This window comes from Actinophytocola sp., from assembly GCF_036555685.1.
Classification (GTDB): Bacteria; Actinomycetota; Actinomycetes; order Mycobacteriales; family Pseudonocardiaceae; genus Actinophytocola.
Genome location: NZ_DATBKY010000264.1, coordinates 82,133 through 100,960, shown reverse-complemented (window position 1 = coordinate 100,960; position 18,828 = coordinate 82,133). Strand labels below are relative to the sequence as shown.

Below are 18,828 nucleotides of genomic sequence, written 5' to 3'. Positions count from 1 at the left end.
TGCCCCGGTGGGCGTGCGCGACAGTCAGTTCCTGCGGATGGTCGACCGGCTCGCGGAGGTCGACCGCGCGCAGGCACGGGACTACACGTCGTTCAGCGTGCGCGGCAAGCGGTTCGGCTACTACTGGCCGCGAACCAAGACCGTCGGGCTGAAGCAGACCCTGTCCGAACAGCTCGCGCTCGTCGCCGAACGCCCGGACACCTTCGAGGTCCAGTTCACCGCGGGCGGCTTCGGCTGGGTGGTCGTGTACCTGCAGCGCATCGAGGCGGACGAGCTCACCGAGCTGGTGTACGAGGCCTGGCGGCTGTCCGCCCCCGAGCAGCTCGCCGAGGAGAACCCGTTGCGCTAGCGGTCGAAAATGTGTGACTCGTCGCTGAAGTCGCCGTCGTCATCGGACCGGCCGCCGGGACGCCCGTCCGACCGTGGCGGCCGGGCCGGGCGCGGCGTCGGCGGCTCTTCGTCCTCGACGTCGGAGTAGCGCGCCCGCGGCTCCTCGGCCGGCTCGTCCTCGTCCGGCTCCACGGGTGGGAAGTTCCGCTCGGCGGTCACCATGATGTGCTGGGCCGCGGGGTCCTCGGTGCCGACCGTGTCCGCGAGGATCTCCGCCAGCCGCTCCGGGTAGCGGGACTGCGCCTTGCGGATGCCGGCCATCACGTTGGCCGCGATCTGGTCCGGCGTCATCCGCAGCACCTGCTCGGTCATCGCGATGTCGGTGGGCAGGCCGTTGTGCCCGACCGTTACGCGCACCGCCCCGTCGGCCACCGACTCGGTGATCGACACCTCCTCGACCTGGCGCGCCATCTCCTGGAACCGCTCGGCCTTCTGCGTGGCGTCGCGCTCCCAGTCGTCGATCATCCGGTTGGCGTCGGACACCGAGTCCACCATGGCGTGACTCCCCCTACGAAGCCGAGATCCGTGCGCTCACACGATACGGTCCGCCGCCGGCCGGCCGCGGGCGACCGGCTCAATCCGTGGCCGGGCGCGGCCGCGCGGTTAGCCTCGAAGCATGGAGAACGCGCCGGGCGAGATCCTGCTCAGCAGATGCCTGCGCGCCGAGTGATCGTGGTGGCGACCGACGGCTCCGACCTCGCCGGCCCCACGGTCGCCCGCGCGGCCCGGCTCGCCGTGCGCGAGGACGCCGACCTGGTGATCGTCTGCGCGTACGCCGAGCCGTCCGGCCGCACGGACGAGCGGACGGCCGCGACGCTCGGCGGCGGCAGCCGGTACGCCCGCGTGTTCGGCCGGGACGCCGCCGACGTAGCGCTCGCGGCGGGCGAGGCCGTCGCCCGGGAGGAGGGCGCCACGGTCGCGGCCGCGCTGGCCGTGGACGGGGACCCGGCCACGGCGGTCCTGCGTGTCGCGGCCGAGCGGGAGGCGCGGCTGATCGTCGTCGGCGCGCCGCCCGAGCGGTCCATGGCCGACCTGCTGGCCGGGACGGTCGCGACCGAGGTGAGCAGGCGCGCGACGTGCGACGTGCTCGTCGTGCGCCCGTCGGCATAGCCGCGGCGGTCGGGCTGCGCGGGTCACCGCGCGGCGGTGGCCTCCACATGCGCCTTGAGCGCGCGCATCGTCCGCTCGCTCTCCCGGCGGAACTGCGGCACGACCGCGGCGCGGAGCAGGCGCAGCGGCCAGCCGAACGTCAGCGTCACCACGCGTTCCAGGTGGACGGTGCCGTCGGCTTCGGTGAGCGTGTAGCGCACGTGGATGTCGATGACCCCGAGCAGCCGCGGCCGCATGGTCATCGGCTGGTGGAAGGCGACGCGGGTGGGCCGGTCGAACTCGGTGACCGTGCCGCGGCGCACGCCGGTCGGGCCGGGCTCGACGTAGGTGGTTCCCGCGGCGACCGGGTCGGAGCTGATATCGGCGGTGCCGGCGTAGGCCGCGGAGTTGCCGAGCCAGCGGCCGTACCCGCGCAGGTCGGCGAGCGTGTCGAACACGGCTTCCGCCTCGCCGCGGATGTCGCTGGCCAGCTTGATCGTCACCATGTGGGGCAGGCTATCGCCAGTCACCCATCGATGCGCGTGCCTCGGACGGGTCGGCGGCCACGGCCAGCACGCGAAAACATTCCGCGGCCCGTTGTCGAATATCCCAGTGCGGCGGCGTCATCATCCCGACAACGCAACGACGGCGGAGCGCCCGCCGGAGGAAAGGATGTGGCTCATGGAGTACGCACTGCTGATCTACGGCGACGAGAAGGTCTGGGCATCGCGCGAGGGCGAGGAGGCCCGGGCGCACTCCGAGCGACACCAGCGCTTCGCCGCGAAGCTCGCGCAGCAGGGTGCCATGCGCGGCGGCCAGAAGCTGGCGCTGCCGAGCGCGGCCACCACCGTGCGCCGCCGCGACGACGACGTCAGCGTCACGGACGGCCCGTTCGCCGAGACCGCCGAGGTGTTCGGCGGCTTCTACCTCATCGAGGCGGCCGACCTCGACGAGGCGATCGCGTTGGCCAAGGACCTGCCGGAGAACGTGGTCGAGATCCGCCCGATCGCGCCCATGGAGATGAGCTGAGCACGCGGCCGGCGACGGACGCGGCGGTCGAGCAGGCGTACCGGGAGCACTGGTCACGCCTGCTCGCCCTGCTCGTCACCAAGGTGCGCCGGTTCGACGTGGCCGAGGACGCGCTGCAGGACGCGTTCGTCGCGGCCGCGCGGGTCTGGCCGGAGCAGGACGTGCCCGCCAACCCGGCGGCGTGGCTGCTGACCACGGCGCGCCGGCGCGTGCTCGACCGGATCCGTCGCGAGGACAACGACCGGCGGCGGCTGCCGCTGCTCGTCACGGGCGAGATCGCGGACGAGGAGTGGGAGCTCGTGGACGGTTCGATCGACGACGAGCGGCTGCGGCTGCTCTTCGCCGCCTGCCACCCGGCGCTGTCCGCGGACGCGCGGGCCGCACTGATGCTCCGGTTCGGGGCGGGGCTGCGCACCGCGGAGATCGCCCGCCTGTTCCTGGTACCCGAGCCCACCATGGCCGCCCGGATCACCCGCGCCAAGGCCAAGATCGCGCTCGCCGGCATCCCGCTGCGCCGGCCGACCGCCGAGGACCTGCCGGACCGGCTGGGCGTCATGCTGAAGGTCGTCTACCTGCTCTTCACCGAGGGATACCGGGCCACGTCGGGCGCGCAGCTGCAGCGGCCGCGGCTGGCCGGCGAGGCGATCCGGCTCGGCTACCTGCTCGGCGAGCTGCTGCCCGGGCACGACGAGATCGCCGCACTGCTCGCGCTGATGGTCCTGCAGCACGCCCGGCGCGACGCCCGCGTCGACCGGGAGGGCCGGCTGGTGCTGCTCGCCGACCAGGACCGCACCCGGTGGCGGCACGACGAGATCGCCCGCGGCAGGGAGCTGCTCGACGGGCTCGGGCCGCCAGCGAGCGAGTACCACCTGCAGGCGCTGATCGCCGCCGAGCACAGCACCACCGGCGACACCGACTGGCCGCGCGTCGCCGGCCTCTACGCCGAGCTGGAACGCCACACGGCGTCGCCGGTCGTGCGGCTCAACCGGGCCGTCGCGGTCGCCGAGGCCGGATCGCCCGAGGCGGCCCTGGCGCTGCTCGACGGCCTCGACTCCGCCCTGCCCGCCAACCACCAGCTGCCCGCCGTGCGGGCCGAGCTGCTCGCCCGGCTGGGCCGGCGCGGCGAGGCCGCGGCCGAGTTCGACGCCGCGCTACGCCTGGTCGGTACCGACGTCGAGCGGGCGCACCTGCGGGAGCGGCGCGCGTCGCTCTGAGGCGACCACGAGCCCGGCGCCGGCCACACCGCGACCGCCGCGCCGCCGGTCGTCATGATGGGCGGCTGACCCGCACGGGGCCGGACCCCGTCGTCGGTCAGCACGGCGACGACGTGGATCCGGCCCCGGTGGCAGGCAATCGGCCGCTCGGCCTACTTCACCGTCCAGGTGATCTCGGTTTCGTCAAGGTCGACGAAGTGGGAGAACACGACCTTGCCGACGTGCTGTCCGGCGGGTGCGATGTAGACGTCGCACTCCGTGTAGGAGGCCCCGACTGCCAGGGTCTTGGGCGGCGTGCCCTCGCACGGCTTGAACTCGCCGAGCAGGCTCAGCCGGTTCAGCTCGTCCCCGTTGAGGTTGTGGGCGTTGATGAGGCCGAAGATGCCGCCCGGCTCCATCGGCTTGCCGCCCACGTTCTTGAACGACACCGTGACGTAGTACGGGTCGCTCACCTTCGTCTGCGCGTCGAGGTTGAACCCGCTCAGGTCGCTGATCGCGCCCTTCTTCACGGACTTCGTCGTGATCGAGAGCTTCGTGGTGGTCTTGCTGAGCGACTTCGTCTCGTACTCCACCGTCGCCGCCTGACCGACCTGCAGCGTCGTCCCCGTCGGCGTGAGCTTGCCGTCACCGCCGCCCCCGGACTTCGGCTTCGGCGCGGGCGCCGCCGGCGTGCTCTCCGCGGCCGGCTCGGCGGCCTTGGTGTTCGCCGCGGCGTCCGCGGGCTCGCCCTGCACGGAGTTGCCGCACCCGGCGAGGGCGAGCGCGGCCGCGCAGGCGACGATGGCGATCTTCCGGTGGCTCATCGGTGTCACCCCTCCTCGGGCCCGCGCCTCGCGGGCCTCACCCGGAAGGCGTTCCACGGGGTGTTCCATCGCGTGGAACACCCGCGCCACAAGGAAGTCAGGGCTGGTACGAGCAGAGCATGCCGGTGCGCACGGTGTCCCGCAGGTGCGCGCCGATGACCGGATCGGCGGCGTGGATCCGGGCAAGCGTGCGGCGGATCGCCTTGCCGACGGCGATGCGCGCCCGCTCGGCCTCGTCGGGGAACCGCCGCGTCCGGCCGGCGAGCCCCGTGGCAGCGGCCAGCTCGGTGATCACCCAGTCCCGCTCGGCACGCAGCCGCGCCGCGCGGGCGTCCTCGCCGCCGGACTCCAGCTCGTCGAGATCGGCGCTGAGGCGGGCCAGCCGCTCGCGGTACTGCCCGAGCGCGGTGTCGTCGAGCAGCGGCTGGCCGGACATCCGCGTGCTCGGCGCGGTGAGCCCACCCGCGAGCTCCGCGGCGTGCACCTCCGCGCCCGGGCTGGCGACCAGCGCCGCGAGGTGGGTCATCCCGACGCTGTGGCCGATCACGGCGGCTCGCTCGCCCCACTCGATCCGCCAGCTCTCCCCCTCCCGCGTGCAGACCGCGGCGCGGCTCGGGCGTGGGCCGGGGCCGGCGTCGGCGTCGGCGACAGTCAGGCCGAGTGCGCCGGCCTCCTCCCGGGCCGCGGCCCACGCCTCCTGGGCGGCAGCCGCGTCGCCCGGCCGGCCGCGCATCGCGAGCGCCCGCGCGTACTGGACGCGCGACGCGGTCACGGCGGGCCAGTGCATGATCGCGAGGTTGGCGCGGATCGCCTCGGCCAGGTGCTCGACGGCCGTGTCGGCCTCGCCCGCGGTCATCGCCGCGATGCCGAGCGTGTGGTGGGTCGAGCCGAAGCAGGCGATGCCCAGGCTCACCATCGTCGGCAGGTGCGCGTACGGCCGGACCATCGCGTACACCCGGGCCGCGGTGTCCGCGTCGCCCAGCAGGTGCGCGGCCTCCGCGATGCCGCTCATCGTCACGAGCCAGGTGCTGGACCGCGGCAGGTCCGCGAGTCCGTTGCGGCACAACGTGGCCAGCGTCGCCGTGGCGGTCAGCCGGTCCCCCGCCGCGGCCGCGGCGACCGCGAGCGCGGCGAAGTACGAGCTGTCCACCACGCTGAGCGTCGGCGAGTGCACGAGCTCGCCCAGCATCGGCAGCAGCTCGGCGACCCGGCCCTGGTACCAGCGGATCGCGAACAGCTGACCGCCGAACCAGCCGGCCCAGTCGGCGTCCCCCGCGGTGGCGCCGCGCTCGGCGCACACGGTCGCGAGCTTCTCCGCCTCGGCGAACCGGCCGGCCCGGATCTCGAGCATCACCTCGATCGCGCTGACCACGAACCGGACCGCGAGGTGGTCGCGATCGGCGAGCATCGCCCGCAGCTCGCTCAGCCGGCGGCGCGCCTGCGGGTCGGCGTCCAGGAACATGTCGACGGTCTGCCACAGCAATCCCATGAGCAGGTCGCTGCGGCGGGCGGTGCGGAAGCTCTCCTCGATGAGCTCCGCGGCCAGGCCGCGACGCAGCGGGCCGTGGTCGGGGCCGAGCAGGCAGTGGTGCGCGAGGCTCAGCGCCTCCGCGCGGGCCATCGGGTCCTCGGCCCGCCGCGCCTCCTCGAGCACGCCGAGGATCCCAGCGTGCTCGCCCGCGCGGTAGTCGATCTCGCCGGCGAGCCGGACGCGCAGCTGCAGGGCGACCGAGCTGTTCGGTTCGACGAGCGAGAGCGCGTGGCGCAGCCGGGCCTGCAGCTGCATCGTGCCGGCGAGCGTGCGCTGCTCGTGCACCCAGAGGCCGGCGAGTCCCAGGGCCGCGGCGGCGATCGCGCTCGCGTCACCCGCGCGCTCGGCCTCGCGGTAAGCGTGCTCGAACCGCTCGCGGCTCGTCACCAGGTCCCCGTCGGTCGCCAGCGCGTGCCTCCCGCCGGCGAGCAGCACCTCGACCGCGGGAACCGGCGCAGGCGCCGGCGCCGCTTCGTCCACACACTCCCGCACAACCACCCCGCCCCTCGTCGCGAGGGTCCGCTCCCGGACACGATCCTGACCGGATTGACGCTCCTCGCGGCGACTCAGTTCACCGGATGTCCGGTAGTCGCGGCGCGGGCACGCGGTGTTAGCGCGCCTCGTCGTACGGACCGGGGCCCGCGCGCCAGCGGGGCTCCACCTGTGCCCACTCGCGCTCCCACTCGCGGTAGCGGCGGCGGTCGAGGAGGCGTTTGACGCCGCCGTGGACGAGACCCAGTACGCCGGCCGCGGTGAGCCACCCGGTGATCACGACCAGCGCCGCGGCGAGTGCCGCCTCCCCCGCGCCGGCCGGGGCGGTGACCGGCCGGCCCTTCTCGTCGAGCCAGATCCGGATGCGGTCGCCGGTTTGGAGTCCCTTGTCGGCCAGGACCCTGCCGGTCCGCGGCCCCTCCGCGCTGAGCCATCGCGCGCGCACGCGGTACGGCCCGCTCCCGTCCGCGCTCGTCTTCATCGTGTCCTCGAGCAGCGTGGCCACCACCTGGTGGCGGGTGCGGGCCTGCTGCTCGGCGGTCGTGATGATCGAGCCGTAGGTCAGCGAGCCGGCCATCAGCATGATCGGCACGAGCAGCACGGCGAACACGACGAAGACGACGAGCGAGAAGCCCTCCAGGCGGTCGACGCCGCGGCTGATCGGGTTGCCACCGGGCAACATCAGCCGGAGAAGACGCGCGGCATTGGCACGCACACCGCCACGGTGCGATGGCCACGCCCCGGTTCGCCTCGTCCGATCCGGGTGAGAACCGGCTCAGCTCTGCGGTGCCGGCGTCGGGCTCGGTTCCTGGGTCAGGGGCTCGGGGTCCGGCACGGCACCGTCCGTGCCGTCGCCGTCACGGCGTCCACGGCGTCCACGGCGTCCACGGCGGCCTCCGCGTCCACCGCGGGAGCGGAGCAGGTGCCGCGCGGTGCCCCAGATGCCGCGGCGGAACAGCAGCACGGTCACCACGAAGATCGCGCCGGTCACCGTGCCGACCGCGTCGATGCCGGCGGTCGCCAGGTAGTCCTCGAGCACCACGATGATCCCCGCGCCGAGCACCGGGCCCCACAGCGTGCCCATGCCGCCGAGGATGTTCATGACCACGACCTTGCCCGACGTCGTCCAGTAGACCTCCTGCAGCGAGGCGAACCCGTGCCCGACCGCGTACACACCCCCGGCGACGCCGGCGAGGAACGCGGAGATCACGAACACCTGCACCTTGTACCGGTCGACCGGGTAGCCGAGCGCCCGCGCGCGGGCCGGGTTCTCCCGGATGGCCACCATGACCCGGCCGAACGGCGAGTGGACGACCCGCCACGCGCAGAGGAAGCCGAGCAGTGTCAACGGAAGCGCCGCGTAGTAGAAGTAGAACGTGTCGGTCAGGTCGAGCCCGAACGCCTCGCGCGGAATGCCCTGCAGGCCGTTCTCGCCGCCGGTGAGCGAGCGCCACTGGTTGGCCACGAAGTAGATCAGCTGCGCGAACGCGAGCGTCACCATCGCGAAGTAGATGCCCGTCCGGCGCACGGACAGCAGCGCGATCGGCAGGGCGATCACCGCGGCCACGACCGCGCCGGCCAGCACCGCGACGTAGAACGGCACGCCGGTCTCGATCGCGATGATGCCGGTCGCGTACGCCGACGAGCCCCAGAACGCCGCGTGCCCGAACGAGAGCAGGCCCGTGTAGCCGAGCAGCAGGTCGAGGGCGACCGCGAACAGCGCCCACGCCGTGATGTCGAGCGCCACCGGCGGGTAGATCAGCCACGGCAGCCCGAAGGCGAGCGCCAGCCCGATCACCAGCAGCCCGAGCCGCACCAGCGGCGAGCGGCCGCGGGTGCCCTCGACGAGCCTGGAGACGATCATGCGTGCACGCCTTCCTCGCGGCCGAACAGCCCCGCCGGGCGCCATAGCAGCACCAGGGCCATGAGGATGAACACCAGGCTCTGGGACAGGGCCGGCACGTACAGGCTGCCCACCGCCGACAGCATGCCGACGAGGTAGCCCGCCGCCACCGAGCCGAACACCGAGCCCAGCCCGCCGATCACCACGACCGCGAAGATCACGATGATCAGGTCCGCGCCCATGCTCGAGTTCACCGCGCGCATCGGGGCGGCCAGGACCCCGGCAAGACCGGCCAGCGCGATGCCGAAGCCGAACACCGGGGTGATGAAGCGCCGCACGTCGATGCCGAGCGCCCGGGTCAGCTCGGGCCGCTCGGTCGCCGCGCGCACGATCATGCCGACCCTGGTGCGGGCGAGCACGAGCCACACCAGGACCGACACGACGATCGAGAACACGAGCACGAACACCTGGTACTTCGGGTACTCGAACAGGCCGAGGTCGATCGACCCGTCCAGCAGCGCCGGCCGCGGGTAGGGCTGCGAGGCGACGCCGTACCGCAGGCGCACCAGGTCCTGCAGGATCAGCGCGACGCCGAAGGTGAGCAGGAAGTTGTACAGCGGGTCGAGGCGCACCAGCCGCGCCACCAGCAGCCGTTCGAGGACCATCCCGGCGATCCCCAGCACGACCGGCACGATCAACAACGCGAGCCACCAGCTCAGCCCGGCGGTGTCCAGCAGCACGAACGCGCCGAACGCGCCGAGCATGTAGAACGCGCCGTGGGCGAAGTTGACCACACCGAGCATGCCGAAGATCACCGACAGGCCGAGCGCCAGCAGGGCGTAGAAGCTGCCGCTCACCAGCCCGTTGAACAGCTGCTGCACGAGTTCCACGGTGCCACCTCCCCGGAATTCAAGGTGCTGGTCGCGTTCCAGCGAACGCTGCGGCTACACGATGCTGGCCGGACGGGCATTCGGTCAGGGCATCTTGCAGCCGCTGTCGGAGGCCTTGCGGAACGCCTCGTCGGCGGGGATCTTCTCGACCAGCTCGGTGAAGTCGAAGTCCTCCTTCACCTGGTCCTGCGACTTGACCTTCACCAGGTACGAGTCGTGCGTGACGCTGTGGTCCGCGGCGCGGAACTGCGCGTTGCGGGCGAAGAAGTCCTCGAACTTGTAGCCGTCGAGCTCCTTGCGCACCGCGTCCGCGTCGTCGGAGCCGGCCCGCTGGACGGCTTCGAGGTACTGCGTCGTCGCCGAGTAGTTCGCGGCGTGGTCGAACGTCGGGCGGGTGCCGGTGCGGTCCATGAAGCGGTCCGCCCACTTGCGGCTCTGGTCGTCCATGTTCCAGAACCAGGCGGTGGTGAACAGGGTGCCGGCGAGCGGGCCGACGCCGATCGACTTGATGTCGGTGTCGAACATCAGGCCCACCGCGAGGTCGACGCCCTTGGCGCGCAGCCCGAACTCGTTGTACTGCTTGACGACGTTCACGAGGTCGCCGCCGGCCTGCATGGTGCCGAGCACGTCCGGCTTCGGCTTCAGGTTGGGCGCCTTGGTCATGAACGTGGAGAAGTTGTCGTTGGGGAACGGCGTCGGGTCCGCGGTGCCCACCGTGCCGCCGGCCGCCTTGATCGCGTCGGTGAAGCTGCGGTTCATGTCCTGCCCGAACGCGTAGTCGGGATAGATGATGTACCACTGCTTGGCGCCCTGCTCGGTCACCGTCGTGCCGGTGCCGTGCGCGAGCATGTACGTGTCGTAGGCGTAGTGGTACGTGTAGGGGTTGCACTGGTCGCCGGTCAGCTCGGTGGTGGCCGCGCCGTTGTTGAAGTACAGCTTCTTGTTCTGCCCGGCGACGGTCGCGACGGCGAGCGCCGCCGAGGAGGTCGGCACGTCGAAGATCGCGTCCACGCCGTCGCGGTCGTACATCTCCCGGGCCGTTGTGTTGGCGATCTCCGGCTTGTTCTGGTGGTCGGCGGAGCTCACCTCGATGTTCTTGGTGACCGCGTCGTCGCCGTGCTTCTTCTTGAAGTCGTCGACGGCCATCTGCACGGCCTCGACGGCGTTCTTGCCGGCCAGCTCGGAGTACACACCGGACAGGTCGGTGATCACGCCGAGCTTGATCGCGTCGCCGCTGACCTTGCCGCCGCCGCTCTGCGGGCCGCCGCCGCACCCGGCGACGAGCGCACCCGTCGCGACGACCGCGGCCACTGCCATGAGCCTCGCTGCCATGCCTACTCCCTTGTTAGATGCCGAGGTACTCGAGCAGCTCGTGCTCGCGCTCCTTGACCTCGGCGTTGTCGAGCGACTCGACCACCCGGCCCTGGCTGATCAGGTAGTGGCGGTCGGCGACGGTCGCGGCGAAGTGGACGTTCTGCTCGATCAGCAGGACGGTGACGCCGTGGTCTTTGACCGTGCGGATGATGTCGCCGATCTGTCCGACGAGCAGCGGCGAGAGGCCCTCGGTCGGCTCGTCGGCGAGCAGCAGGCGCGCGCCCATCCGCAGCACCCGCGCGACCGCCAGCATCTGCTGCTCGCCGCCGGAGAGGTGGCTGCCCGACTGGCGGCGCCGCTCGCGCAACACAGGGAAGGCCTCGTACACCCGCCCGAGCGGCCACGCGTCCGATCCGGTCGCCGGCGGCAGCGTGAGGTTCTCCTCGACGGTGAGGGTGGCGTAGATGCCGCGGTCGTCGGGAACGTAGCCGAGGCCGAGCCGGCACCGCTTGTGCGGCGGGGTGCGGGAGATGTCCGTCCCGTCCAGCTCGATGCGGCCGGTCATCGAGCGGTGCAGGCCCATGAGGCAGCGCAGCAGCGTGGTCTTTCCGGCGCCGTTGCGGCCGACCAGGGTCACGACCTCCCCCGCGGCCACGTCGAGCGAGACGCCGCGCAGCACCTGCGCCTCGCCGTAGCTCGCCTCGACGTCGCGGACGCCGAGCAGTGTTCGACCGTTCGCTTCGCTCATCGGCTACCCGCCGTCTTCCCTCGTCGCGTGCTCGGCGCCCGTACCTCGCGCCCGCGCGCGCTCCTCGGTCCGGACGGCGAACGCTGCGTCGTTCTCGCTCACGGACTCGCCGAGGTAGGCGGTGATCACCCGCGGGTCGTTGCGGACGTCGTCGTACGAGCCCTCCGCGAGGATCGAGCCGAACTGCAGCACGGTGACCCGGTCAGTGAGGTCGCCGACGACCTTCATGTTGTGCTCCACCAGCACGACCGTGCGGTCCGCGCGCAGCCGGTCGATCAGCTCGACGGTCCGCGAGACGTCCTCGACGCCCATGCCCGCGGTCGGCTCGTCGAGCAGCAGCAGGCGCGGCGACAGCGCGAGCGCGAGGGCCAGTTCCAGCGCCCGCTTCTGCCCGTACCCGAGGCTCCCGGCCGCCACGTCCGCCTTGCCGGCGAGCCCGACCTGCTCGAGCAGGTCGTCGGCCTCCGCCCGGTAGCGGCGCAGCCGCCGGTCCGAGCGCCAGAAGCGGAAGCCCTGCCGGTCACGGCCCAGCAGCGCGAGCTCGACGTGCTCGGCGAGGCTCAGCTCCTTGAAGAGGCTGGTGATCTGGAAGGAACGGGCGACCCCGGCCCGCGCGATTCGTTCCGGGCGCATGCCGGTCACGTCGTGGCCGTCGATGGTGATGCTGCCGCTGGTCGGCTTCAGAAAGCCGGTGAGCAGGTTGAACAGCGTCGTCTTGCCGGCACCGTTGGGCCCGACGAGCGCGTGCACCGTGCCGGGCTCGACCGCCAGGTCGACGTCGCTGACCGCGCGGAAGCCACGGAACTCCTTGGTGAGCCCCCGAGTTCGCAGCAGCGGGGTCTCCCCCGTGGCTGGCGGTGTGGCGGTCGTCACGCGGCCGACCCTAGGGACTACCGCCGCGTCGGGACATGTCCGAAACGTCCACAAGTACGACCGCGGATGTGGCCGAATCACACATGGACCGGCCGGTGAGTAAGCAACCGGCGAGGCTACGGGGCGGGCAGCTCCAAGGCGGCCAGGCGCTTGGGGTCGAGCAACACGTTGATCGCCACGATGCGCCCGTTCGTGACCGTGAACGCCATGACCGCCATAGGCTGCCCACGCAGGACGACGAGCACCGCGGCGGCGCCGTTGACCAGGACCGGCTGGAGCGACCCGGCGAAGTGCCGGAAGCCGCGAGCCTGCCCGGCGACGGCCTGCGGCCCGCGCAGGAACTGGTTGAGGCGCGGGCGGCCGGGACCGCCGTCGGAGCGCAGCTCGATGTCCGGGTCCAGCACGGAGATCAGCGTCTCGAAGTCGCCTTCGCGGGCGGCGGCGAAGAACGCGGTAACGACCTCTCGCTGCCGCGACAGGTCGGGGTCGGGCACCGGCGCCTCGCCACGCACGCGGCGGCGGGCGCGGCTGGCGAGCTGGCGGGTCGCGGCCGGCGAGCGGTCGAGCATCGCGGCGATGTCCTCGAACGGCACGGCGAACATGTCGTGCAGCACGAACGCGAGCCGCTCGGCCGGCCCGAGGGAGTCGAGCACCACGAGCAGCGCCAGCCCGACCGAGTCGGCGAGCAGCGCCTCCTGCTCGGGATCCGGACCGTCCGGGCTGCTGACGACCGGGTCGGGCAGGCGCACCTCGAGCGACTCCTCGCGGCGGGACTCCCGCGCGCGCAGCATGTTCAGGCACACCCGGGCCACCACGGTGGTCAGCCACCCGGCGAGGTTGTCGATGCCGTCCGCGCCGGTCCGGTTGAGGCGCAGCCACGCCTCCTGCACGGCGTCGTCCGCCTCGCTGAACGAGCCGAGCATCCGGTAGGCCACCGCGCGCAGCCGCGGCCGCTGCTCGGTGAACCGCTCGGCCAGCCGGGTCCCCTCGTCGATCGTCACGGTTCCTCCCTCACCGTCCGCCATCATCGCCCTCCACCGGAGTCGACCCGTCAGCGGCTCCCGATGTGACCGGGAGCTCGGCGGCCACGTCGTGCAGGGCGGTGAGCATGGCCGCGATCTGCGGGCCGCGGCGGCTACCGGCGCGCACCGCCGCCGACACCGTGCGGGTCAGCTCCAGCTCGGCGACGGGCCGCAGCGCCACGTCCGCGGACATCGACTCCAGCGCCAGCCGCGGCACGATCGACACGCCGAGCCCGGCACGCACGAGCGCGAAGATGACCGTGTAGTCGGAGCTGGTGAAGTCCAGCCGCGGCGCGAACCCGGCCGCCGCGCAGGCCCGCGCGAGCATCTGGTGCAGCGCGTCGTCCTGCGACGCGGCGATCCACGGCTGGTCGGCGAGCGAGGCGAGTTCGAGCGGCCCGGCGCCGGCGGCGAGCCCGGGGGGCAGGGCGAGCAGCAGCGGCTCGGTCAGCAGCGGCTCGGTCTCGACCGCGGGCTCGCGGACCGCGGGCAGCAGGCTGTACTCGTAGACCAGCGCCACGTCGATCCGCCCGCCCCGCAACGACTCCACGGCGTCCGCCGTCTCCTGCTCGGACAGCCGCACGCGCAGGTCCGGGTGCGCGGCGCGGCAGCGGGCGATAGCGTCCGCGGCGAGCACGCGCGCCGCGGTCGGGAAGGCGGCCAGCCGGAGCACACCGCGGACGGTCGACGTCAGCGCCGCGACGCTCGCCCGCGCGCGTTCCAGCTCGGCCAGCACGTGCTCGGTGTGCTCGACGAGCACCCGGGCCGCCTCGGTGAGCACAAGCCGCCGGCCGTCGCGAAAGTACAGCGGGGTACCCGCCTCCCGCTCCAGCACGGCCAGCTGCTGCGACACCGCCGACGGCGTCAGCGAGCAGACCCGGGCGGCCGCCGCGATCGTGCCCTGGCGGGACAGCTCGCGGAGCAACCGGAGCCGGTGGACGTCCAGCATGTAGCCGAACTTACGACGACCGCCAGAAATCGTCACTGGATCTGTGGCGCGGCCGGGCGCACGCTGACCGGCATGAGCCTTCCCGTCGCCGCACCGGCCCGCGAGCACGACCGCCGGATCGCCGTGCTGCGTACCTGGATGGCCGACGCCGGCGTGCAGGCCTTCGCCGCGGTGAGTCCGGAGAACGTCTACTACCTGACCGGGCTCGACCATCTCGGCTACTTCGCGTTCACCGCGGTGCTGGTCCCGGCCGCGCCGGGCGCGCCGGTCGTGGTGACCCGCGAGATGGAGCGCCCGACCGTGCGCGCGCAGCTGCCCGGCTGCCGGCACGTGACGTTCGCCGACGGCGCGGACCCGGCTGCGGCGGTCGCCGCGGTGCTCGCCGAGCTGGCCGGGCCGGGCGGGCTCGTCGCCGTCGAGGAGGAGGCGATGTTCTTCCCGCCGGCCGTCCGCGCCGGCCTGGCCGGCGCGCTCGCCGGGCGGCGCTGGCTGGACGGCACCGGCGTGCTCGCCGGGATCCGCGCGGTGAAGACCCCGGACGAGGTCGGGGAGGTGCGGCGTGCGGCGGCGGTGTCCGACGCGGCGATGGCCGCGGGCATCGCCGCCGCACGGCCGGGCGTGCCGGAGCGGACCGTGGCCGCGGCCGTGCACCAGGCGATGTTCGCGGCCGGTGGCCAGCAGCCCGGGTTCGCACCGCTGATCCGTCCACTGTGGATGTTGGACCAGGAGCACGTGTCGTGGGGCGACCGCGTGGTATCCGACGGGCTCTTCCTGGAGCTGTCCGGCTGCGTGCGCCGCTACCACGCCCCGCTCAGCCGAACCGTCCACATCGGACCCGCCACGGCCGCGGCGGTCGCCGCGCACGCGGCGGCCAACGCCGGGCTCGGGGCGGCGCTGGCGGCACTGCGGCCGGGCGCGACCACGGGCGAGGTGTACGCCGCGTGGCGGCGTGGGGTGGCGGGCGACGCGGCCGGGTCGTGGCCCTCGCGCCATCACTGCGGCTACCTCGTGGGCATCGGCTTCCCGCCGAGCTGGGTCGGTGGCGGGCAGGTGCTCGGCATCCGCGCGGACGGCGAGGTCGAGGTCGCCGCCGGGATGACGTTCCACCTGATGTCCTGGGTGACCGAGCCGGCGGGGCACGTCGTGTCCGACACCGCGCTCGTCACACCCACCGGCGCGGAGCTGCTCACCACGACCACGCGCGAGCTCATCGAGCTGTCCTGAGAGGAGCGACATGCGCATCACCGGGCTGCGGGCCACGCCCGTCGCGGTGCCGTACCTGGCCGACGAGATCTGGGCGTTCGGCCGGCGGCGCGGGCAGGTCAGCGTGCTGCTGGAGCTGGAGACCGACGAGGGTCTCACCGGGATCGGCGAGGCCGCTGCCTACCCGTCGGCCGGCATCGTGCTCGCGGTCGTCGAGAGCCTGCGGCCACTTGTCGTCGGGGCGGACCCGTTCGAGATCGAGCGGCTGGTCCGGCGGATCGAGCTCGTCGGCACGTGGCACCACGTGCGCGCCACCAGCCCCGCGATCGCGGCCGTGGAGATGGCGTGCTGGGACCTCGTCGGCAAGGCGTGCGGCCAGCCGCTGGTGAACCTGCTCGGCGGCCGGTTCCACGACCGGGTCGAGTTCTTCTACTACGTGGCACGCCGGGAACCGGCGGAGGTCGCGGCGGAGGCGAAGCGTGCCGCGGCGGCCGGGTTCGCCACGTGCTACCTGAAGGTCGGCGCCGACGATCCGTGGGAGGACGTCGAGCGGGTGGCCGCGTTGCGCGACGGCGCCGGGCCGGACATGGCGTTGCGGGTGGACGCGAACGAGGCGTGGTCGCCGGGCGCGGCCGTGCGGCTGATCGCCGAGCTGGAACGGTTCGGGCTCGAGCTGGTCGAGCAGCCGGTGTCCGGGCGGGACCTCGCCGGGATGGCGTACGTCCGCGGCCGGATCGGTACTCCCCTGCTCGCCAACGAGGCGAGCTGGACCCGGTACGACCAGCTCGCGGTGATCCGGGCGGGCGCCGCGGACGTGCTGTCGGTGGACAACCAGATGGACGGCGGCCTGCTGAACCTCAAGCGCTCCGCCGGCCTGTGCGAGGCGGCCGGGCTGCCGGTGGTCAAGCACAGCCTCGGTGAGCTCGGCGTCGCGCTCGCCGCAGCGCTGCACGCCCTCACCGCGACCCCGAACTTCCGCTACGCCAACCAGGCCTACGGCGCGCTGCTCGCGGACGACGTCACCGCCGGCTTCACCGGAACGCTCGCATCCTATGTGGACGGCACGCTGTCCGCTCCCGACGGGCCGGGGCTCGGCGTCCGGCTGGATCCGGACAAGGTCGCGAGGTACGCGGAGCTGTACCGCACCGACGGGGCGAGCTTCGCCTTCCACGACGAGGACGTGCTCACCCGGGCACCCGCGCTGCCGAAACGCTAGCCACGCTCGTGGCCGGACCGGCGCACCGAACCCACGACCCGCCAGGCCGCGTCCTCGATCGCCTCCTCGTCGACGAGGACGAGGCCGGCCGCGTCGCCGAGCGGGACGAAGCTGTCCGCGCTCGTCACGCGGGCGACCGCGCCGGTGAACCCGTGGTCGGCGAGCGCGGCGAGGACACCCTCGGAGACGCCGCCGGTGCGCCGGGTCTCGTCGACGACGAGCACCCGCCCGGTGGCCTCGGCCTCGCGGACGATGTCCGCCACCGGCAGCGGCGCGAGCCAGCGCAGGTCGACCACGCGGGCGTGCACGCCCGCCGCGGCGAGCCGCGCGACCGTGCGCAACGACAGGTGCAGCCCGTTGCCGAACGTCAGGATCGTCAGGTCCGTGCCGTCGCCGTGCGTCCGCGCGCGCCCGATCGGGACGTGTTCCGCGGCCCACCGGTCCGGCGGCGCGTACCGGGCGAGCCACCGCTCGTCGCCGGGCTCGTGCAGGTCCCGGGTGTGGTAGAGCGCGATCGGCTCGAGGAACACGCACACCCGCCCGTCGGCCGCCGCGGCGGCGAGGCACGTGCGCAGCATGGCGGGCGCGTCGTCCGGCCGCGCCGGGGTCGCGACGACCAGCCCGGGGATGTCGCGCAACGCGCCGACCGCGTTGTCGTTGTGGAAGTGCCCGCCGAAGCCCTTCTGGTACGCGTAGCCGGCGATGCGCACGACCATCGGGTTGTGGAACCGGCCCTGCGAGAAGAACGACAGCGTCGCCGCCTCCCCGCGGATTTGGTCCGCGGCGTTGTGCAGGTAGGCCAGGTACTGGATCTCCGGGACCGGCAGGAGCCCGGACAGGCCCGTGCCGAGTGCGAGCCCGAGGATGGCCTGCTCGTCCAGCAGCGTGTCGAACACCCGTCGTGCGCCGAGCCGCTTGCGCAGCCCGCGGGTCACGCCGTACACGCCGCCCTTGCGCGCCACGTCCTCGCCGAACACGAGCAGGCCGGGGTGGCGGGCCCCGGCGTCGAGCAGCGTGCGGTTGATCGACTGCGCGAGCGTCAACGGCGGCTCGTCCTCCGGCAGATTCCCGCCGAACATCCCCGCACGCGCCTCGCCGGCGCGGGCCGCCGCCTCGGCCACCGCATCCGGCCGGTGCGGCGCGAGCGGCCGCATCACCTGGGTAGCCGTGGCGAGCCGCGGGCGCGTGCGGGCCTTCTCCGCTTCCTGCCGCACCTGCTCGCGGATCGCCTCGTACCGGTCGAGCACCTCGCCGGGGGTCCACACGCCCGCCCCGACGAGCAGCCGCGCCGTGCCGAGCAGCGGATCGCGCCGGTAGCCGGCCGCGATCTGGGCCGGCGAGCGGTACGCGGTCTCCACGTCCGAGCCGGCGTGGCCCATCAAGCGGACCGTGGTCAGGTGCAGGAACGCGGGCCGGCGGTGCCGGCGCACCCAGGCCGCGGCGTCCCCGGCGGCGGCGAACACCTCGGCCGGGTCGCTGCCGTCGGCCCGGACGTACCGCAGGTCCGGCCGGTCGCCGTAGGTGCGGGCGATCCAGCCGGGCGGGGTGGGCACGCTGATGCCGAGCCCGTTGTCCTCGCACACGAGCAGCAGCGGCAGCGGCACGCCCTGGTAGGCCGACCAGGAGGCGGAGTTGACCGCGCCGACGACCGTGGAGTGGTTGGCCGAGGCGTCGCCGAAGCTGCACACGACGACCGCGTCCTGCGGCCACGGCGCGAGCACGCCCAAGGTGCGCGCCCGGTCCGACGCGAACGCCACGCCCACCGCGCGCGGCACGTGACTGCCGACCGTCGAGGTCTGCGGGATGATCGCGAGCTCGGGGTGGCCGAACACCTTGTGCCGCCCGCCGGCGATCGGCTCCTCTACCGAGCCGACGAGGCCGAGCAGGACGTCGCGGATCGGGTCGTGGCCGGCGACCTGCCGGGCCCGCGCCACGTAGAACCCGCCGGAGCGGTAGTGCAGCAGTGCCGGGTCGGTGGGCCGCAGCGCCATCGCGACGGCGGCGTTGCTCTCGTGCCCGGCCGAGCCGATCGTGTAGAAGCCTTCGCCCTGGGCCCGCAGCCACCGCGCGGCGAGGTCGAGGTGCCGGCTCGCGGCCTGCGCGTCGAACAGCTCCGTGCTCTGCGCGGCGGTGATGCGGGCGTCCACCCGCGAGGGCGCGAGCGAGCGGACGGCGGCGATGAACGCCTCGTCGACCGGGTCCCGTTGTGCCATCGCGGATGA

The 18,828-nt window shown here is 73.4% G+C and carries 19 protein-coding genes; 6 read left to right on the top strand and 13 right to left on the bottom strand.

The annotated features are described in order from the left end of the window. The first annotated feature begins 7 nt into the window (after positions 1–7). Positions 8–349 (top strand): MmcQ/YjbR family DNA-binding protein, encoded by a 342-nt coding sequence (locus tag VH969_RS26880; protein WP_331979110.1) that lies wholly within the window; start codon positions 8–10, stop codon positions 347–349. Here the strand turns inward: VH969_RS26880 and VH969_RS26875 are convergent. Continuing rightward, complete coding sequence (locus tag VH969_RS26875; RefSeq protein ID WP_331979108.1) at positions 346–885, bottom strand: YbaB/EbfC family nucleoid-associated protein; 540 nt, start codon at positions 883–885, stop codon at positions 346–348. The two genes, VH969_RS26880 and VH969_RS26875, sit on opposite strands and share 4 nt — an antisense overlap. Before the next feature lie 156 nt (positions 886–1,041). Here VH969_RS26875 and VH969_RS26870 point away from each other — a divergent pair, with 156 nt between their 5' ends. Continuing rightward, positions 1,042–1,500 (top strand): universal stress protein, encoded by a 459-nt coding sequence (locus VH969_RS26870; protein ID WP_331979105.1) that lies wholly within the window; start codon positions 1,042–1,044, stop codon positions 1,498–1,500. A gap of 23 nt (positions 1,501–1,523) precedes the next feature. On the opposite strand, the gene VH969_RS26865 is transcribed toward VH969_RS26870, so the two are convergent. Continuing rightward, positions 1,524–1,985 carry an SRPBCC family protein gene (locus VH969_RS26865; protein ID WP_331979103.1) on the bottom strand — a complete coding sequence of 154 codons (462 nt, stop codon included), beginning with the start codon at positions 1,983–1,985 and terminating at the stop codon, positions 1,524–1,526. A gap of 175 nt (positions 1,986–2,160) precedes the next feature. Here VH969_RS26865 and VH969_RS26860 point away from each other — a divergent pair, with 175 nt between their 5' ends. Together VH969_RS26860 and VH969_RS26855 are read left to right on the top strand one after the other, a co-directional pair. Beyond that, positions 2,161–2,508, top strand: a complete 348-nt coding sequence (locus VH969_RS26860) for a YciI family protein (protein WP_331979205.1) — start codon at positions 2,161–2,163, stop codon at positions 2,506–2,508. Then, the gene (locus VH969_RS26855) at positions 2,505–3,722 is read left to right on the top strand and encodes an RNA polymerase sigma factor (RefSeq protein WP_331979203.1); all 1,218 of its coding nucleotides are present in this window, start codon (positions 2,505–2,507) and stop codon (positions 3,720–3,722) included. Before VH969_RS26860 ends, VH969_RS26855 begins: the two co-directional genes overlap by 4 nt. 152 nt (positions 3,723–3,874) lie before the next feature. Here the strand turns inward: VH969_RS26855 and VH969_RS26850 are convergent, their stop codons facing one another. From VH969_RS26850 to VH969_RS26805, 10 genes are all read right to left on the bottom strand, one after another. Next, entirely contained in the window at positions 3,875–4,525 is a 651-nt protein-coding gene (locus tag VH969_RS26850; protein WP_331979101.1) for a hypothetical protein, read from the bottom strand. 97 nt (positions 4,526–4,622) lie between these two features. After that, positions 4,623–6,536, bottom strand: a complete 1,914-nt coding sequence (locus VH969_RS26845; protein ID WP_331979099.1) for a hypothetical protein — start codon at positions 6,534–6,536, stop codon at positions 4,623–4,625. 130 nt (positions 6,537–6,666) lie between these two features. Continuing rightward, entirely contained in the window at positions 6,667–7,263 is a 597-nt protein-coding gene (locus VH969_RS26840; protein ID WP_331979097.1) for an Rv1733c family protein, read from the bottom strand. 60 nt (positions 7,264–7,323) lie between these two features. Beyond that, entirely contained in the window at positions 7,324–8,412 is a 1,089-nt protein-coding gene (locus VH969_RS26835; protein ID WP_331979095.1) for a branched-chain amino acid ABC transporter permease, read from the bottom strand. Further along, positions 8,409–9,281, bottom strand: coding sequence for a branched-chain amino acid ABC transporter permease (locus VH969_RS26830; RefSeq protein ID WP_331979093.1), 873 nt, complete (start codon positions 9,279–9,281; stop codon positions 8,409–8,411). Before VH969_RS26830 ends, VH969_RS26835 begins: the two co-directional genes overlap by 4 nt. 84 nt (positions 9,282–9,365) lie before the next feature. Continuing rightward, the gene (locus VH969_RS26825) at positions 9,366–10,613 is read right to left on the bottom strand and encodes an ABC transporter substrate-binding protein (RefSeq protein WP_331979091.1); all 1,248 of its coding nucleotides are present in this window, start codon (positions 10,611–10,613) and stop codon (positions 9,366–9,368) included. Positions 10,614–10,626: 13 nt separating this feature from the next. After that, positions 10,627–11,343, bottom strand: a complete 717-nt coding sequence (locus tag VH969_RS26820) for an ABC transporter ATP-binding protein (protein WP_331979089.1) — start codon at positions 11,341–11,343, stop codon at positions 10,627–10,629. 3 nt (positions 11,344–11,346) lie between these two features. After that, complete coding sequence (locus VH969_RS26815) at positions 11,347–12,216, bottom strand: ABC transporter ATP-binding protein (RefSeq protein WP_331979087.1); 870 nt, start codon at positions 12,214–12,216, stop codon at positions 11,347–11,349. A 116-nt stretch (positions 12,217–12,332) separates the two neighbouring features. After that, positions 12,333–13,211, bottom strand: a complete 879-nt coding sequence (locus tag VH969_RS26810; protein WP_331979201.1) for a sigma-70 family RNA polymerase sigma factor — start codon at positions 13,209–13,211, stop codon at positions 12,333–12,335. Positions 13,212–13,227: 16 nt separating this feature from the next. Next, complete coding sequence (locus VH969_RS26805) at positions 13,228–14,187, bottom strand: LysR family transcriptional regulator (RefSeq protein ID WP_331979085.1); 960 nt, start codon at positions 14,185–14,187, stop codon at positions 13,228–13,230. 72 nt (positions 14,188–14,259) lie between these two features. Here VH969_RS26805 and VH969_RS26800 point away from each other — a divergent pair, with 72 nt between their 5' ends. Together VH969_RS26800 and VH969_RS26795 are read left to right on the top strand one after the other, a co-directional pair. Then, positions 14,260–15,411 (top strand): M24 family metallopeptidase, encoded by a 1,152-nt coding sequence (locus VH969_RS26800; protein ID WP_331979083.1) that lies wholly within the window; start codon positions 14,260–14,262, stop codon positions 15,409–15,411. A 10-nt stretch (positions 15,412–15,421) separates the two neighbouring features. After that, positions 15,422–16,606, top strand: coding sequence for a mandelate racemase/muconate lactonizing enzyme family protein (locus tag VH969_RS26795; RefSeq protein ID WP_331979081.1), 1,185 nt, complete (start codon positions 15,422–15,424; stop codon positions 16,604–16,606). Here the strand turns inward: VH969_RS26795 and VH969_RS26790 are convergent. After that, complete coding sequence (locus VH969_RS26790) at positions 16,603–18,819, bottom strand: dehydrogenase E1 component subunit alpha/beta (RefSeq protein ID WP_331979079.1); 2,217 nt, start codon at positions 18,817–18,819, stop codon at positions 16,603–16,605. The genes VH969_RS26795 and VH969_RS26790 overlap by 4 nt on opposite strands. Positions 18,820–18,828: the final 9 nt, after the last annotated feature.

Excerpts from the sequence above, each read along its gene's own strand:
- VH969_RS26875 (WP_331979108.1), bottom strand. The coding sequence starts at position 885 with ATGGTGGACTCGGTGTCCGACGCCAACCGGATGATCGACGACTGGGAG.
- VH969_RS26870 (WP_331979105.1), top strand. The coding sequence starts at position 1,042 with ATGCCTGCGCGCCGAGTGATCGTGGTGGCGACCGACGGCTCCGACCTC.
- VH969_RS26865 (WP_331979103.1), bottom strand. The coding sequence starts at position 1,985 with ATGGTGACGATCAAGCTGGCCAGCGACATCCGCGGCGAGGCGGAAGCC.
- VH969_RS26860 (WP_331979205.1), top strand. The coding sequence starts at position 2,161 with ATGGAGTACGCACTGCTGATCTACGGCGACGAGAAGGTCTGGGCATCG.
- VH969_RS26850 (WP_331979101.1), bottom strand. The coding sequence starts at position 4,525 with ATGAGCCACCGGAAGATCGCCATCGTCGCCTGCGCGGCCGCGCTCGCC.
- VH969_RS26835 (WP_331979095.1), bottom strand. The coding sequence starts at position 8,412 with ATGATCGTCTCCAGGCTCGTCGAGGGCACCCGCGGCCGCTCGCCGCTG.
- VH969_RS26825 (WP_331979091.1), bottom strand. The coding sequence starts at position 10,613 with ATGGCAGCGAGGCTCATGGCAGTGGCCGCGGTCGTCGCGACGGGTGCG.
- VH969_RS26820 (WP_331979089.1), bottom strand. The coding sequence starts at position 11,343 with ATGAGCGAAGCGAACGGTCGAACACTGCTCGGCGTCCGCGACGTCGAG.
- VH969_RS26805 (WP_331979085.1), bottom strand. The coding sequence starts at position 14,187 with ATGCTGGACGTCCACCGGCTCCGGTTGCTCCGCGAGCTGTCCCGCCAG.
- VH969_RS26800 (WP_331979083.1), top strand. The coding sequence starts at position 14,260 with ATGAGCCTTCCCGTCGCCGCACCGGCCCGCGAGCACGACCGCCGGATC.
- VH969_RS26795 (WP_331979081.1), top strand. The coding sequence starts at position 15,422 with ATGCGCATCACCGGGCTGCGGGCCACGCCCGTCGCGGTGCCGTACCTG.
- VH969_RS26790 (WP_331979079.1), bottom strand. The coding sequence starts at position 18,819 with ATGGCACAACGGGACCCGGTCGACGAGGCGTTCATCGCCGCCGTCCGC.